The sequence below is a fragment of the Flectobacillus roseus genome (assembly GCF_030056595.1).
Taxonomy (GTDB): domain Bacteria; phylum Bacteroidota; class Bacteroidia; order Cytophagales; family Spirosomataceae; genus Flectobacillus; species Flectobacillus roseus.
The window spans coordinates 1-17,237 of the sequence record NZ_JASHIF010000020.1; the positions used below are offsets into that span (position 1 = coordinate 1).

The following is a 17,237-nucleotide window of genomic DNA, read 5'->3' on the forward strand; positions in this document are numbered from 1 at the left end:
GCTCATAGAACAGGAAATCGGTGCCAAAATGCTTTGACACCGATTTATCGATTGAGAACGGCCATCCAAAACATGCTATGGTGCTACTTCGCACAACAAAATTCGGGATGACTCATGTTCCTCTTAGGGTGCTAAGAGGAAAAGAAATGTACTATCTATTCTAGGCAAGGACAATTCAGAACTCGTACAGTCTATTGTAATTCTTCAAGCGGGTGTATTTTCCCCACTTTTGCATTACATTCTTCAGGTGTACCCAACTGCCATTCGTCGAGATTTTGAATAGTTTTATCTGCAATATTTGTCAATGCTTCATTGGTCAAAAATGCTTGGTGTCCTGTGATAATAACGTTGTTGAAATTCAACAAATCAGTTAATAACTCATCACGACCTTCCGTTTCAAAATGATTTTTGAAGAATATACCTCTTTCATTTTCGTAAACGTCCAAACCTAAATAACCAATTTTCCCATCACGTAATCCATGCAAGACATCTTCAGTTTTTACTAAGCCTCCGCGACTGGTATTAATAAGCATAACACCTGTTTTCATTTTGGCAATTTGCTCTTGGGTAATCATATATTTGGTTTCCTCTGTCAGGGGTGCATGAAGCGTAATAATATCCGAAGTTGCCAGTAATTCATTGAGTGTCACAAAAGTTACTCCTTCGTAGTCGTCGGCCTCCTCAGCGTATTTGTCATACACCAACAGCTTACAACCAAAGCCTTTCAGAATATCTGCCACTACTTTTCCAATAGTACCCAAGCCCACAATTCCGACAGTTTTTTGGTACATATCAAACCCAATCAAGCTACTCAAATCGAACTGGTAGTTATGAGCCTTCGTATCGGCCATGATGAGCTTTCTATTCAGCGCCATCATTAATGCCACCGTATGCTCGGCCACAGAATTTGGCGAATAATGCGGAACATTAGCCACACGAATGCCCAACTCGGCTGCTACTTTAAGATTGATATGGTCAACACCCACCGAACGGGTGGCTACATATTTTACGCCCAAATCATTCAAGGCACGAAGTACAGGTTCTGAGGCATCGTCGTTGGTAAAAAGCACTACCACATCAAATCCTTCTGCCATTTTCACGGTATCCATATTCAAGGGTTTTCCTGTGATGGTAATATCGTGTTTTTGTTGGTTGGCATTTTGTAAAGAGGCTTTTTCAAACTCTTTAGTACTATAAATCAGCGCTTTCATACGGGATAGAATTTTGGTTAACAAAAGAAGGTTTAGCCTTTTTTATATGTCAAAATTACCCCTCTATCTCATTTTTACCCATGACATTTATCAGTCTATTAGCTACTTATGCTCATCCACGCAACATCATGGCGGCTTTTAAATAAAAAACACATTTCTCTTTTTTCTTTCAAAAACGTCCTTTAAGTTTGTAGCAGACTTTAGGGGTGCCTTAATATACGGGCTGAGATTATACCCTTTGAACCTGAACAGCGTAATGGTTGCGAAGGAAAAAGCAGAGCAAAATACTTTTCGTAGAATAGCCATTGGTGGGCTATCTCCAAAATATTTCAAGCTGAAGTTTTTGATTAATGATGTAGGAAATTGTTGGGATAATTTGTCCTTTACAGACCTATTGTTTTGGGCTGTATCTGATAAATGGCGCTTCAATCCTGTACCGAGCAAAGTCGCATTCGCTCGCAAAATTATTTAATCAAAAACCGTTCTGTCTAATCCACTCCTAAGGGTCGCGTTGGTATTTAATATTTTACAAACATGACCTTATTTATCAATTCAGAAGCTACAGACGTAGCATCCAGCTTCAAAGTCGAAGACTTACTCGAACAATTTCATTTGGCTCAAGTCAAAGGTTTGGCCATTGCGGTCAATGATATGGTTTTGCCAAAATCCGAATGGCAAAACCATGTTTTCGAAGAAAATGATCATGTAACGCTTATTCGAGCAAGTCAGGGAGGATAAAATTCCTTACTCCAATCCTATTGTAACATTATGTATTTTAACTCATCATTCTCCTATGAAAAAAAGTAATGAGGTAGCGCCTTCGACAGAAGCTATCAGCCGTAGTCCTTTTCCAAATTCTCGTAAGATTTATGTGCCAGGCGCATTGCACAATATTCAGGTTGCTATGCGTGAAATCAGTTTGACGGATACCAAAATTTCGGGAAATGTTTTTACTAAAAATCCTTCGGTAGCAGTTTATGATACCTCAGGTCCTTATACCGACCCGAATATTGAAATCGACGTAAGAAAAGGTCTTCCAAAGCTTCGTGAAGAATGGATTATTGCTCGTGGTGATACTGAGCAGTTAGATGCCATTAGTTCAGAATATGGACAAGAGCGCTTGAATATGCAATCTTTAGATGAGCTAAGATTCAACTATTTGGCTAAACCAAGAAGAGCAAAAGCTGGACAAAATGTAACGCAATTGCACTATGCCAAGAAGGGCATTATTACTCCAGAAATGGAATACATTGCGATTCGTGAAAATCAAAAAATAGAATCTTTACAAAGCTTAGGTCATCAGCACGAAGGCTACAGCTTTGGAGCCAATACACCCAAAGGCGCAATTACGCCTGAGTTTGTACGTGACGAAATCGCCGCTGGACGTGCCATTATTCCTGCCAATATCAATCACCCAGAGAGTGAGCCAATGATTATTGGACGTAATTTCTTGGTAAAAATCAATGCTAATATTGGTAACTCAGCCGTAAGCTCAAGTATCGAGGAAGAAGTAGAAAAAGCCGTTTGGGCTTGTCGTTGGGGCGCAGATACTATCATGGATTTATCGACAGGTAAGAACATCCATGAAACCCGTGAGTGGATTATCCGAAATTCTCCAGTACCGATTGGCACAGTACCAATTTATCAAGCACTCGAAAAAGTTGGTGGAAAAGCAGAAGATTTGACTTGGGAGCTATTTAGAGATACGCTCATCGAACAAGCTGAGCAAGGAGTTGACTATTTTACGATACACGCAGGCGTGCTATTACGCTATGTGCCACTTACGGCCAAACGTGTGACAGGAATTGTATCTCGTGGAGGCAGTATCATGGCAAAATGGTGTTTGGCGCATCACAAAGAAAACTTCCTGTACACCCATTTTGAGGAAATCTGTGAAATCATGAAAGCGTACGACGTGAGCTTCTCATTGGGCGACGGACTTCGTCCGGGAAGTATTGCCGATGCTAATGATGCTGCACAATTTGCCGAACTTGAAACTCTTGGCGAGTTGACCAAAATCGCTTGGAAACATGATATTCAGGTCATGATTGAAGGGCCTGGGCACGTACCAATGCACATGATTAAAGAAAATATGGACAAGCAACTAAAAGAATGTCATGAAGCCCCATTCTATACGCTTGGACCATTGACGACCGATATTGCCCCAGGCTATGACCATATTACCTCAGGTATTGGTGCCGCAATGATTGGTTGGTTTGGTTGTGCCATGTTATGTTATGTAACACCAAAAGAACACTTGGGTTTACCTAACAAAAAAGATGTAAAAGACGGAGTAATCACCTATAAAATTGCTGCCCATGCCGCTGACTTGGCGAAAGGACATCCGGGAGCACAAGTGCGTGACAATGCCCTGAGCAAAGCACGTTTTGAATTCCGTTGGGAAGACCAATTCAACCTTTCGCTCGACCCAGATACAGCACGTGAATTTCATGATGAAACCTTACCTGCCGATGGCGCTAAAATTGCCCATTTCTGTTCAATGTGTGGACCAAGTTTTTGTTCTATGAAAATCACACAAGAAGTTCGTGATTATGCCGAAGCTCAGGGTATTTCCGAAGCAGAAGCTATTGACTTAGGCATGCAAGCTCAGGCACAACAATTCGTAGAAAAAGGCGCTGAGGTATATTTGTAAGTGATGTGTTGGGAGTTTTGAATGATGTGTTGTCCTTGCCTAAAATAGGTTGCCTTCAATTCAACAAAATACAGAAGAATGTAGCGTTGATTTTCTATGATTGAAATAAAGCTAATAATAGAGCATAGAAAAGAAACTTGATCTTTAAGAAAAACCAAAAGGCTTATTTTAAGGATTTTAGAGCATTAAAAACTTCATAATAATTCCATTAATCGGAAACATTATTTTCTGAAAAGTATTGTATATTTTGAAGTTATCAATCATTGCTTTGCCTCAGCATACTGTCATCTGAGGGCAACGTATTTTAGGCATTGATACAAAAATCTTATTACTCAAAACTTATCACCCAACACTTAACATCATGTTTATACTCCTGCTCACACCCCCAGAATTTATCCCTGATGAAGTTCAGCTATTAGAACAACTTTTTGAAGCTGGTCTATCGACTTTACATGTGCGTAAGCCCAATGCCTCTTTGGAACAAATTGAAGATTTCATTCGACAATTTAAACCGCAGTATATGAAGCGATTGGTACTACATAGTCAATATCAATTGATGGCAAAATACAATATCAAGGGGATTCATCTTACTACGCACGTTTGGGAGGAATTACAGGAGCAAGGACAATTAAAAGAATATATTCGCCCAGTACAGCGAAGAGGTTTAACAGTAAGCGCTTCGGTACATAAGTTTGAAGAAATACTGAAAATGCCTTCAAAACTCGACTATGTATTTCTCAGTCCCTTTTTCGATAGTATTTCAAAACCGGGCTACAAAGCTGCTATTTCGCCAGAAGCGGTAGAGGATTTTGTATTCAAGTATAACAAGGTCCCTCCTATTGTAGCCTTAGGTGGCATTGAGTTAAACAATATTCATTTGCTAAAAAATAAAAATATCACTGGAGTAGCCTTATTGGGTAGTGTGTGGCAAGCACCCTCACCTGTAGAAGCCTTTTCCGAAATACAAACAGCTTTGAGTTCCTAGAACCAAAGCTCAAAATTTAACAACACGATGATTTCAAGACTTCATTATATAACCCAAGATCTCGCACATATTCCTCACTGGGAGCAAGCACAACGTGCCTGTGAAGGTGGTGCAGACTGGGTGCAGTTGAGAGTAAAAACTCAAGAAGAATCCCAATGGCTCGAAACAGCTTTACGCACCCAAGAAGTATGTAAAAGTTTTAGGGCAAAATTGATTGTAAATGACAACCCTCATATAGCTGCGAAAATACAATCGGAGGGTTTGCATTTAGGCAAACAAGATATGTCGCCTTTAGAAGCTCGCCAGATTGTAGGTGAAAAGATGATTATTGGTGGCACTGCCAATACCCTCCAAGATATGCTTAAGCATGTGGCTAGTGGAACAGTACAATACATTGGATTAGGACCTTTGAGATTTACGGATACCAAGAAAAACCTAAGTCCTATCGTAGGATTAGAGGGATATAAGCGTATTCTTTCTCAATTTAGAACTTTAGGCCACAATCTACCTGTAGTTGGTATTGGTGGCGTAAAAGCAGACGATATTGAAGCTTTATTGGAAGTAGGTTTACACGGTGTGGCGGTATCTTCCTTGGTAAATCTTGCCGAAAATCCTTCAGCAGTCACACAAGAGTTATTGAGTTTGTTAAACTTAGCGGTGAGCGAGAAATGAGCAGATTTGGAATTTCTGATTTCGACAATGTAATTAAAAAGTAGATTATACGTCCGAAATCCAACATCCGATATCCGAAACACGGCTAGTTTAATATCTAATATCTGAAATCCTCTTTCTCATTACTCAGCTATGTCTTTACAAATTGCAGATAAAACCTTTCAGTCTAGGTTATTTACAGGGACTGGAAAATTTAGTAGTGCTTCTCTCATGGAAGAGAGCATTTTGGCATCAGGTTCAGAATTGGTAACGGTTGCCCTCAAACGAGTTAATCTTACAGAAAAAGAAGATGATATTCTGTCATATCTTCAGCACGATTGTATCAATTTACTACCTAATACCTCTGGTGTCCGCAATGCTAAGGAAGCCATTTTTGCCGCACAAGTTGCCCGTGAAGCCTTGGAAACCCACTGGCTTAAACTCGAAATTCATCCTGACCCTAAATACCTCATGCCCGACCCTATTGAAACGCTAAAAGCGGCCGAGGAGTTAGTAAAATTAGGTTTTGTGGTTTTACCCTATATTCATGCCGATCCTGTTTTGTGTAAAAGACTCGAAGAGGTAGGCGTAGCGGCAGTTATGCCTTTAGGATCGCCGATTGGCAGTAATAAAGGCTTGAAAACGATTGATTTTTTAGAAATAATTATCGAACAAAGCCGCGTACCTGTAGTCGTGGATGCTGGAATTGGAGCACCTTCGGATGCAACTAAGGCGATGGAAATGGGTGCAGATGCGGTATTAGTTAATACAGCTATTGCCGTTTCTGAAAATCCTGTACAAATGGGTTTGGCATTCAAATATGCAGTTGAGGCTGGACGTATGGCGTATGAGGCCAAATTGGCGCCTATGCAACAACAAGCGGTGGCAAGTAGCCCATTAACGACATTTTTGAATTAGTGGAAAATATGGACTTTTATCAAGTTTTTCAACAATATACTTGGGACGAAATTCGTGAGAGTATTTATCAAAAAACACCTCAGGATGTCATACGAGCACTCCAAAAATCAGGCAAACGAGATTTGGAAGACTTCAAGGCTTTGATTTCACCCGCTGCTACAGGTTTTCTGGAAGAAATGGCTCAACTAAGCCATAGGCTAACTCAAAAGCGTTTTGGCAAAACTATTCAGATGTATGTTCCGCTGTATCTCTCCAATGAGTGTCAGAATATCTGTACCTATTGTGGGTTTAGTTTTGACAACAAAATCAGAAGAAAAACGCTCACCGAAGAAGAGATTTTACAAGAAGTTGCCGTGCTCAAACGCATGGGTTATGAGCATGTTCTTTTGGTCACTGGTGAGGCTAATCAGACAGTTGGTGTGCCCTATTTGCAAAAAGTAATTCAATTGATAAAGCCTTACTTTTCGCAAATATCTATCGAAATACAGCCCCTCGACCAAGACGAATATGAAATTTTGGTCGCTGAAGGTGTACATGCAGTTTTGGTATATCAAGAAACCTATCATGAGGAGGATTACAAAAAACATCATCCCAAAGGTAAAAAATCGAATTTTCAGTACAGAATCCAAACCCCTGACAGATTAGGTAAAGCAGGGATTCACAAAATGGGTCTGGGAGTACTCATAGGCTTGGAAGATTGGCGGGTTGACTGCTTTTTTACAGCATTACATCTTCGATATCTTGAAAAACTTTATTGGCAAAGTACTTATTCGATTTCTTTTCCTAGGCTTCGACCATTTTCGGGTGGTTTAGAGCCCAAAGTAGAAATGTCAGATAGAGAGTTAGTTCAATTGATTTGCGCCTATCGCATTTTTGATGAAGAAGTAGAATTATCTATTTCTACCCGAGAAAATGAGATTTTTAGAGACAATATTATCAAACTCGGTATTACATCGATGAGTGCTGGTTCCAAAACCAACCCAGGCGGTTATGTGGTTGAACCAGAATCTTTGGAACAATTTGAAATCAGTGATGAGCGCTCACCACAGGCAATTGCCTCGGTGATTCAGGCGCAGGGCTATGAACCTGTTTGGAAGAATTGGGATAGACTTTTGCAATGAGATAAATGCACATTTATGGTACCAGTTTTAAACTGTTAAAAAGTTCAGTCCAAGAGTGAGTCTTGAACTAGTAATTCAAATTTTATTCCATAACACCAAAAAAGCTTAAGGCAGAACCTTAAGCTTTTCTTCATTACACCAATATAAAAAATCCTAACGGACTTCTTGTCTTTTAGTACTCAGTAGTTTGAGGATTGAAATTCGTCCATTTTTGAGTCCAATCATTTGAGCCATCAAAAGCGCCTCTGAAACTCGCTGAATCGAAACCTGTTGGCAATACTACGCCATCAGCTAATATTCTTGAACCTTTTTGTGGGGTGAATTTTGGAGCACCCAAAAGGTTGAAATCTGCTTGTAAACCTAAATCTGTTAATGACCAGCTAATAGCATTTTTGCGATTAGCATCATTAAACATCGCTGTCTCAACGTTCAAAATCGGAGTAGTTGTTCCTGTAATTACAACTCCTTTATAATCCGACTTACCATTTTTGAAGTTGTCTTGTGACAACGTTCCTTCTAATTCTAAACCAGCTTTTGGAAATGCACCATTTACCACGGTATTATAAATACTCAAAGCCGAGTTACGTCTGATACGGAAAGCTGAACGGTATTTTTTGTCAACTGTACCGTTGGCGATATAGATACTCACGTTTGCAAATTTAGCAGAGGTTTGAGGCAATGCTGTCGAGCCTGAACCGTCATTATCAGATTCAAAACCGTTTGAGTCAGAACAACTACACTGGTCAGCTACTAATGGGTCACGGAGTGAAACTGCATATTGTACATTTCCTGAGAAACCATTATCTGTATCAAAATCATCATCCAACGTACGGTACGAAATCAAGTGTTTGGCATTTACAGCACCACCAAACCATTCGAAAGCGTCATCACCCGAGTGAGAAACTTGTACATAGTCGATTTTTGTTCCATAACCTACACCACCAAGTGTTAAACCGTTAACCTCTTTATCTGTTTCGAAAGCAACACCTGCAAATTCGATACGTACGTATTTCAAAATACCAGAGTTATCAGCATCGTTGGTTCCACCAAATGTTGTTACGTTTTCACCTTCAATGGTGATAGGCGTCTTGTTTACTTTAGCTTTTCCTAAAATAATTACACCACCCCAGTCACCAGCTTTACGTTGTCCGATTGCTTGGTTAGAAGTAAACACGATTGGCTTATCTTCTGTACCTTCAGCCAAAATTTTAGCCCCTGGCTTGATAATCAAAGTACCTTTTGTTGGCAAATCACCCTTGATAATTGTACCAGGCTGAATCGTTAGTGTTACGCCTTCTTCTACGTACACAAAACCATTTAAAAGGTATTTCTTGTCAGCTGTCCAAGTTGTATTTGATGTAATAGAACCTTTTACTACTACCATTTCGCGACTTGCTACTGGTGTTGGTTCTTGAAAATCGTTTTCCAATTTACCACATGAAGTAGTTGCTAAAGCAATGGCAGTGATGTAAAGAAGTTTATGTATATTTTTCATGATTTCTGATATTGGCTTTTACAAAATAGCTAAGCTATGGCTTTGTTTATTCTGTTAAAAAAAGTTTGTGTACGGTTTTACAAAAGTTCAGTATATATTGATTACAGATGAACCAATCCTCCTCTCAGATTAGAATTTATAGCTAACCCCGATTGTTGAAGTAGTACCACGTTTGTATGTTCTGAAGACATCATCTTTACCAGTTTCAATCTTCTTATCATTATTAGTATCGTTGTAGAATCTAAATGGTTGATTCAACAAATCTTGGATACCTACTTTCACTTCGATATGCTTTCCAAAACCTTTTGTAAGGTTTAAGTCAATTACATTTCTTGGCATTTCGTATACTGTTGGGAATACTACGCCATCACCTACCAAGAAAATACGAGAACCTACTACGTTGTAAAGAATGTTGGCAGATAGATTACTTTCGTTATCGTTGTAATAAACACCAGCGTTAATCAAGTATGGCGATTGACCTTGTAAGAAACGACTGTCTGAAGATTGTCCGCTGAAGCCTGTTTTTACATCAGAATCAATAATTGAAGCGTTCAATAAAAGTGTTAGGTTATCTACAAACTTTGAACTTGCTAAGCCTTTCAATGATTTACGCATTTCTAATTCCAAACCTCTACTGAATGCTTTTTCTGCATTTCCAACACCGAAGGCAATACCCGAACCTGCATTCAAAATTCTTGCTTCGATTGGGTTAGTAAATTGCTTGTAGAATGCAGCAAGTGAGATTACTTCACCTTCAGATGGATAGAATTCGTAACGTAAATCGTAGTTTGCAATTGTTGCTGTTTTCAACTCAGAGTTACCTACACGAGTTACATCATAGTTAAAGTCATAATAAGGGAATGGCGCTAACTCACGGAATTCAGGACGGTTTACTGTTTGACTATAGGCTGCACGAATCTGGTTTTTCTCGTTCAATACATAAGAAAGTGTTACAGAAGGCAACCAGCTTAATAATGGTCTGTCAACATTTAATTTTTCACCACTACCACGTTTCAGCGTTACTAACTGCTGACGGTTTTGTTCTGCTCTTACTCCAAACGAAGCATTGAATTTGCTTGAGAAAGGAACATAAGCGTTTACATAACCAGCATACAATTCGTTACGAGCTTTGTAAGCATCTTCGTATCCAGTACCTTCGTTATAAAACAATCCAGTTGTAGACAAGTTAGCTGGGTCAAAGAATTTATCTGGTGATTGTGTCAAAATTGCATCACCAACATTGTTAGCATTTACGATACCAAACCAACGAGCAGCAAAATTACGGTCTTTCTTTTCGAGATATGTACCAGCACGAAGCTTAATCAATTCTTTCTCTGTTGCGTCAGCTTTACCAATACGGTGCTCTAAATCGATACGTCCAGATACTACATTTTCAGTTAATGCTGAGTAAAAACGTGCCGCCTGTTGCAGAGTCGGGCTTTGTGATTGTTGAATATTGATGGTAAATGGATCGTTGCTACCCAATGTACGGCTAGAAGTAAAACGACGGTTGTCTGGTTCTTGACGGTTTGTGTATCCATAACCACCCGTCCAAGTCAATTTTGTCATATCCGACAACTCATGCGTACCACTCAACTGACCTGAATAGATACTCTTTTGTTCGTAGGTCATCGAGTAGTTTTTCAACTCAATATTATTGTTGTTATAACCATTTCTCAAAACAGTTTCTTTTGAACCTAATTGGTTAAACAAATTACGGAATTCGATTTTGTTGGCTGGGTTAATAATCAAAGCCCAGTTTGACATTACACCTACTCTAACGTTTTCTGAATAAGCATTATCGTTGTAAGCAAACTCCTTTTCACTAGCAGTATTACCAGCATCAGCATTGTAAGCGTAACGATAAAACTCAATATTTGGCGTTCTTTGATGGGTAAAGCTGTAGTTGATGGCATTGATAGTCGCTAATTCAAAATTTCCTACATTAAAACGACGTGTCATTCCTAAGTTACCTCTAAAGTCAGGCAATACGGATAAGGTGCTTTGGTTGAAATAACTTGGCAAAGATTTGAACGCATTTACTACAGCAGGAGTGTTAGCACCAGATAAGATTGTACTTGTGCTAGGGATAGATGACGGTAAACCTCTTAAACCATTATCAAAACCTAAGAAGTCTGTACCGCTTCCTTTATACGAAGTAGCTGTTTGAAAAGTAGTATTGCTACGATGTCCTAATGAAAAACCAGCTGTGAAAGAATTTCCATCAGGGATAGTTTTAGTATAAATCTTGATTACACCACCACCAAATTCACCAGGAAGGTCTGCCGAACCCGATTTGAAAATCAACATACGGTCGATAGCAGAAGAAGGAATCAAGTCGAAAGAGAAAGCTTTTGTATCTACTTCAGTAGAAGGCGTAATAGCATCGTTGAGCAATACTGTATTGTAACGTTCGTTCAAACCACGCACAATCACAAAACGGTCATCTTGAATAGATACTCCAGGCACACGACGTACAACCGCCGAAGCGTCACGGTCTTGTGTTTTTTGGATTTGCTGTGCAGAAATACCAACGGCAATTTGTTCTACTTTTTTAATTTCTGTAATAACTGAAACCTCAGTTCCTTTATTTTTAGTACCACGTACTACAACGGCATCGAGTGTAGTGTTGGCCTCAGCAATCGTTGTGTTGATTAGGGTTGTTTTTCCTGCCTCAACTCTTACATTTGAAATCACTTTGTTTTCGTAACCTACAAATGAAAAAACTACAGTGTGAACTCCAGCAGGTACACGCGATAATTCAAATTCGCCTTGCATATTTGTTTGTGTACCGATTTGTGTTCCTTCTATTCTTACCGCAGTTCCTAACATTGGCTCGTTAGATTTTGCGTCTTTGAGGCTACCTTTGATACTTCCTGTTTGAGCAAAAGACACTAAGGTTGTGAATAAAAGTACAATTGTGCTGAGTAAAAATTTGCGTTGCATGTGGATTGTGTATTAAATAGAAATGTCTCTAAATATTCGACGCAACAAAATTATTACTTGAATATTACCTCTGTGTTTGTGAATTTTAAACAAACTGTTAAGGATAATATCCATTTAATAACATTCTGTTAACATTGGAAATATTGGCTTAACAAAAGGTATTATATGAGTATTTTATTTAACTATTTCTAGCAAAAAATACTTAAAACTGACATTACGGAAAAATTAAGTTTGTTAAGAATTTTAGATAAATGACCGAAAAGCTAGAAGTTTGGCGTCAAGTTTCTTTTTGTAATCCTTCCCAAAAGATACAGTTTGGTAGAATCTTCATAGCATTGATGTATTTTTCAGTCCTAGTTAAAACCCGCTTTAGCATGGTTCTTGCTCAAATATTTTACTATTATTGTATCGTAGTAAAAGTTAAATTTGTAAGAACAATGAGGTTCCTAACCTCAGCATTAGCCTGCCTTTTTACCTTTTTCAAAAAATGTCAAAGAAAAATAAATCGCCAAAAGTAGAAACACAGTCACCCAAAGAGACTTCAGAAACGGTTATAGCAACGCCTTCGGGTACTTCAAAAAATACCATTTTAACCATCATCGTATTTGCAGTTGTTGTATTGCTTGGATTTAGCGGTGGTTTTAGCAATCAATTTGTAGATTGGGACGACCACGTATATGTAGTCGAAAATATCCTAGTTACCCATCCATCAGGACATTGGCTCGAAGCTTGGCAAAGCCATGTAGCCAGCAACTATCATCCATTAACGATGTGGTCATTAATGCTCAATGCCACGATGTCAGGAGCAGAATCGGCACGGGCATTTATCGTAACCAACACTTTTATTCATTTTCTAAATGTAATTCTTGTTTGGATATTGGCTCAAAAACTTCTTGAAAGTTATGAGACAGGCGAACGTCAAAAGAAATTTATTGCCATTCTTACCGCTCTACTTTTTGCCATTCATCCCATGCGTGTCGAGTCGGTTATCTGGGTTTCGGAACGCAAGGACGTTTTATATGTATTTTTCCTTTTGTTGGGCAGTTTACAATACTTCAAATACATCGATAAAGGTCAAAAAGTAATTCATTGGGCTTTTGCTTTTGTGCTATACATAGCCTCATGCTTATCGAAAGGACAAGCTGTTATTTTTCCACTAGTCCTATTGCTTTTTGATTATTGGCGAAATAGGGAGTTTTCGTTAAAAGTTTTTGTGGAAAAAATCCCGTTTTTCGTGGTATCGGTTGTATTCGGTCTAATAGCCATCAATATACAAGGAGGAGGAAATTTGGGAGGAATGATTCACCCAATTGCGGCAACAGGCGTGGCTTTCAAACCAGAAGATATTAGCTATTTCAAAACGATTACCTACGCAGGATACGGTTTTATGATGTATTGGGTGCACTTGGTAGCTCCTATTGGATTACGCTCAATGTACATGTATGAAGACCCAACACTTTTTCATTCTGAGTATTATTTGGGATTGGTAGTAATGCTCGGAATTTGGGGTTGGGGAATATTTAATATCAAACGCAATAAACTCATCGCCTTTGGGATTGGCTTTTTTACGGTAACTATCATTCTAGTGCTTCAAATTCTGCAAGTGGGTGGCGCTATTATGGCCGACCGATATACTTATTTGCCCTATATAGGTTTGTTTTTTATGCTAGCGGTGGGTATTTCAAAATTAATAGAAAATCCCAAAATGCAGCAGGCTGTATGGGCAGGCTGTATCGTTTGGTTAGGAATTTTGCTTATCATTACTAGAAAACAAGTAGGTACATGGCAAAACTCAGGAACATTATTTTCTCGTAGAATAGAACTCGCACCAGAAAAAGACGACAGAGCCTACAGTGCCGCAGGACAATATTATGGTGCAAAAGAGAACAATTTAGACTTGGCGATTGCCTACAGCGAAAAGGCGATTCAGTTGGGTTACAAAATTGATGTTACACCATTGGGCAATCTTGCTTCGGCTTATGAGCGCAAAGGTGACTATCCTAAAGCAATAGAATATTTGACCAAAGCTATTCAGCAATTTCCATCAGCGGATACTTATCTCAATAGAGGAAATACTTACCTCAATGCGCAGATGCCAGACAAAGCACTTCCTGATTTGGAAAAGGCTCTCACTATGCCCGAAAATAAGCGTATTGGTGTAAACTACGGTTCTTTGGCGACCGCACAACTTAATACCAACAGAACAGAAGAAGCCCTCAAAAACTTCAACATAGCCATAGACCAATACGGAAGTCAAAACCCTGAGCATTTTTATAATAGAGGTGTAACTCATCATAAACTAGGTCATTTGGAGGCTGCAATTATTGATATTAAACGATGTTTACAATTAAAACCAGACCATCCACAAGCTACTCAGGCATTGAGTCTTTTGGGAGTGAAGAGGTAAATTTTAATTGAGAGAATGTTGACATTTGGATGATTCCCTAACTATTCATCAAACATGAGTCATTCGAATTTAGCGATTTAGTGAATGAGTGGTTGAGTGATTATGTAAAAATTTGTTTTCCATCAGTAGAGACGCAATGATTGCGTCTTAGACCAAGTCATATCTAGCATAGTAGCATCAAAAAAGCGGTCGAAAACATATTTTTCGACCGCTTTTTTGATAAAAATTTGGAGAATAATCCCAATCCTAAAAATTAGGGATGACTCATGTTTGATACTATATTTCAAAATGACACCTCTTTGGACGCAAAGCATTGCGTCTCTACTAGTTAAAAATAATCACTCATTCGCTAAATCACTAAATTTATACAATCTCAACCCTCTCAATCTTCGGAATCAGCAATTTCAATAGCGTAAAGGCTATCATATAGGCACTGGCGGCGTAGGCAAATAGAGGAGTATAACTCCCTGTTTTTTCTAATACCCAACCTATAATCATCGAAAATAATACGCCTCCTAAAGCGCCTGCCATACTGCCAAATCCAACGACCGTTGCCACGGCGTTGCTCGGAAATATATCTGACACAAGGGTATAGGCATTGGAAGACCATGCTTGTTGTGCTGCCAAGGCAATTCCTACCATGATGACTGCAAACCATAAATTCGTAAAATAACTACCGAAAAACATGGGTAATACTGCACAAGCGCATACCAAAAATGCAGTTTTACGTGCGCTGTCAATGCTATATGATTTCTTTTGAATCAGCCATGTGGGAAACCACCCTCCTATCACACTACCTGCATCTGACAATAGATAAACGGTCATCAAGGGTAAACTTAGTTTGCCAAGGGGAATACCAAAGGTTTTGTCCAAAAATTTAGGTAACCAATACAGATAAAAATACCATACTGGGTCAATCAAAAACTTCATGATAGTAAAAGTCCAAAGGGCTTTATAATTCAAAAGTTCTCGCCAAGCAATGGGCTTTACGGCTTGTTGTTCTGACTGAATATACTTGAGCTCCTCCTCGCTTACACTTGCGTGCTGGTCGGGCGTGCGATAATAGCTCCACATCCAAATGACTACCAAAAACCCCAATGCACCTGTCATAATAAAGGTGGCTTGCCAACCAAACTGTATGGTCAATAAAGGAACCAATAAAGCTGCTACGATTACGCCCATGTTCGAGCCAGCATTGATAATACCTGCCACAATCGAGCGCTCATGTGCAGGAAACCATTCCGAAGTAGCCTTGATGGCCGCAGGAAAATTACCCGATTCTGATAAGCCCAAAAATACTCTAGCTAGACCAAACCCCATGGGTGTACCCACAAAAGCATGTGCCATCGACGCCAAACTCCACAACAAAATGGTAAGTGTGTAGCCCAATCGTGTGCCTATGCTATCCAAAATACGCCCTACAACGGCCATTCCTATCGCATAAGATAACTGAAATGCACTCACGATATAGCCGTACTGAATTTCGTTCCAGCCAATCTTTTTTTGTAAGTCACTTGCCAAAATACCCAATACCTGTCGGTCAAGTAAATTGATAGTGGTAGCAGCAAAAATCATCGCACAGATTGTCCAACGTATTTTACCTTGTGGTTTGGTATTCATAGTTTTAGTTTAGGAATATAAATAATAATGCTGAATGATGAGTTGTGAATTGTGAGTACTTTCAAATAACAGATATACCATTAACTGATAACCTATTCTCCCATTTCACTAAGGTATTTGCTGTACCAATTCTAGCACTACACTTGGGTCGTGTTCAATACCAAAATAATCTAAATATAACGAAACCTGATAATCGAGTGTATGATGTCCGTGATGGATTTGATACCCCATAGATGCAGCTTTTTGTAAAAGAACGGTCTCTTTAGGTTTCATGATAATGTCTGCAATGACGGTATGTTTCCCAAACGATTCTGGTTCGAATGGCAAAGGGTCATTAGGTTGTAATCCGCTATTACTAGCATTAATCGCCAAATCTATATCACTTGGTGGTGTATGCTGTGCCCGTATTTTGATTTCGGGATAATAAGAACGTAATCTTTCGGCAAGTGCTTCTGCTTTTTCAGGAAAAATATCATTCAAATACAAAGTCGCAATTCCTGCATCGCAAAGCGCCACCGCCAATGCACAACCCGCTCCTCCCGTACCCACCAAATACACGCTTTTTCCTTGACAAATAACTCCTTTGGCTTCAAGGCCAACTACAAAGCCTAGACCGTCGACGGTATCGCCGTATGAGCGACCATTTTCGTCAAATCGAATCAGATTGACACTTCCTGAACGTTTTGCTCGTTCGGTAGCTTCATCGACCAAATCTACCAAAGGATTTTTATATGGAATCGCAATCGTCATTCCTTTGAAATTATTAAAATGTCTAAAAGCCGTAAAAATGCTAGAAAGATTGGCAGGCTCAACTTCTATAGGAATCCAAATGGCATTGATGCCTAATGCAGGAAAAACTTGATTCATCAAAATAGGTAAGCGAATCTGTTTGACAGGATAGCCTGGGGTTGCAAATACCAAAGTTTTACCGTCAATTTCGGGAGCAAATGTATCGATTGTATCCATGTGTGAATAAGAACAAAAAACGAAAGTCTTTGTCTATCCTTTAAGCAAAGGAATAATTATTAGTTAGAATTGGGAACAGTTTTAGCTTTTAAAATTACATGATTAATCGCTCAATATAGAATCTTTTCGCTAAACAATATCATGAAATCGATTTAATAAATCAAAATGATACATTATGAAGTTTGGAAGGATGAGCTACTAGTGAGGAGTTTTGGGATGTCTTTATAAAATACTTTGGAGAAATAATACGTTTTGCAAAAGTTA

General features: G+C 39.0%; 13 protein-coding genes and 1 riboswitch. Of the genes, 8 read left to right on the forward strand and 5 right to left on the reverse strand.

The genetic code is table 11. The features are described 5' to 3' along the window. Positions 1 to 191 precede the first annotated feature (191 nt). Positions 192 to 1,211 (reverse strand): 2-hydroxyacid dehydrogenase, encoded by a 1,020-nt coding sequence (locus QM524_RS19690; RefSeq protein WP_283345855.1) that lies wholly within the window; start codon positions 1,209 to 1,211, stop codon positions 192 to 194. A gap of 192 nt (positions 1,212 to 1,403) precedes the next feature. After that, positions 1,404 to 1,499: riboswitch (TPP riboswitch) on the forward strand. On the opposite strand from QM524_RS19690, the gene QM524_RS19695 reads away from it, so the two are divergent. From QM524_RS19695 to thiH, 7 genes are all read left to right on the forward strand, one after another. Then, positions 1,468 to 1,683: a hypothetical protein gene (locus QM524_RS19695; RefSeq protein ID WP_283345856.1), complete on the forward strand. Its 216-nt coding sequence runs from the start codon at positions 1,468 to 1,470 to the stop codon at positions 1,681 to 1,683. (Overlaps the previous riboswitch by 32 nt.) A 62-nt stretch (positions 1,684 to 1,745) precedes the next feature. Next, positions 1,746 to 1,949 carry a sulfur carrier protein ThiS gene (gene thiS / locus QM524_RS19700; RefSeq protein ID WP_283345857.1) on the forward strand — a complete coding sequence of 68 codons (204 nt, stop codon included), beginning with the start codon at positions 1,746 to 1,748 and terminating at the stop codon, positions 1,947 to 1,949. A 55-nt stretch (positions 1,950 to 2,004) separates the two neighbouring features. After that, entirely contained in the window at positions 2,005 to 3,864 is a 1,860-nt protein-coding gene (thiC, locus tag QM524_RS19705) for a phosphomethylpyrimidine synthase ThiC (protein WP_283345858.1), read from the forward strand. A 361-nt stretch (positions 3,865 to 4,225) separates the two neighbouring features. Next, the gene (locus tag QM524_RS19710) at positions 4,226 to 4,849 is read left to right on the forward strand and encodes a thiamine phosphate synthase (RefSeq protein WP_283345859.1); all 624 of its coding nucleotides are present in this window, start codon (positions 4,226 to 4,228) and stop codon (positions 4,847 to 4,849) included. A 27-nt stretch (positions 4,850 to 4,876) separates the two neighbouring features. After that, positions 4,877 to 5,521: a thiamine phosphate synthase gene (locus QM524_RS19715; protein WP_283345860.1), complete on the forward strand. Its 645-nt coding sequence runs from the start codon at positions 4,877 to 4,879 to the stop codon at positions 5,519 to 5,521. 132 nt (positions 5,522 to 5,653) lie between these two features. Continuing rightward, positions 5,654 to 6,418, forward strand: a complete 765-nt coding sequence (locus tag QM524_RS19720; RefSeq protein ID WP_283345861.1) for a thiazole synthase — start codon at positions 5,654 to 5,656, stop codon at positions 6,416 to 6,418. An 8-nt stretch (positions 6,419 to 6,426) separates the two neighbouring features. Next, positions 6,427 to 7,539: a 2-iminoacetate synthase ThiH gene (gene thiH, locus QM524_RS19725; protein WP_283345862.1), complete on the forward strand. Its 1,113-nt coding sequence runs from the start codon at positions 6,427 to 6,429 to the stop codon at positions 7,537 to 7,539. 172 nt (positions 7,540 to 7,711) lie between these two features. On the opposite strand, the gene QM524_RS19730 is transcribed toward thiH, so the two are convergent. After that, a complete protein-coding gene (locus QM524_RS19730; protein ID WP_283345863.1) occupies positions 7,712 to 9,034 on the reverse strand; it encodes a T9SS C-terminal target domain-containing protein in 1,323 nt (440 codons plus the stop codon). Between the two features lie 129 nt (positions 9,035 to 9,163). Then, on the reverse strand, positions 9,164 to 11,980 hold the full coding sequence (locus QM524_RS19735) for a TonB-dependent receptor (protein WP_283345864.1): 2,817 nt from the start codon (positions 11,978 to 11,980) through the stop codon (positions 9,164 to 9,166). A gap of 487 nt (positions 11,981 to 12,467) precedes the next feature. On the opposite strand from QM524_RS19735, the gene QM524_RS19740 reads away from it, so the two are divergent. Further along, the gene (locus QM524_RS19740) at positions 12,468 to 14,387 is read left to right on the forward strand and encodes a tetratricopeptide repeat protein (RefSeq protein WP_283345865.1); all 1,920 of its coding nucleotides are present in this window, start codon (positions 12,468 to 12,470) and stop codon (positions 14,385 to 14,387) included. Between the two features lie 363 nt (positions 14,388 to 14,750). Here QM524_RS19740 and QM524_RS19745 read toward each other — a convergent pair whose 3' ends face one another. Together QM524_RS19745 and QM524_RS19750 are read right to left on the reverse strand one after the other, a co-directional pair. Continuing rightward, positions 14,751 to 16,007, reverse strand: coding sequence for an MFS transporter (locus QM524_RS19745; RefSeq protein WP_283345866.1), 1,257 nt, complete (start codon positions 16,005 to 16,007; stop codon positions 14,751 to 14,753). Positions 16,008 to 16,115: 108 nt separating this feature from the next. Next, positions 16,116 to 16,973: a shikimate dehydrogenase family protein gene (locus QM524_RS19750; RefSeq protein WP_283345867.1), complete on the reverse strand. Its 858-nt coding sequence runs from the start codon at positions 16,971 to 16,973 to the stop codon at positions 16,116 to 16,118. Positions 16,974 to 17,237: the final 264 nt, after the last annotated feature.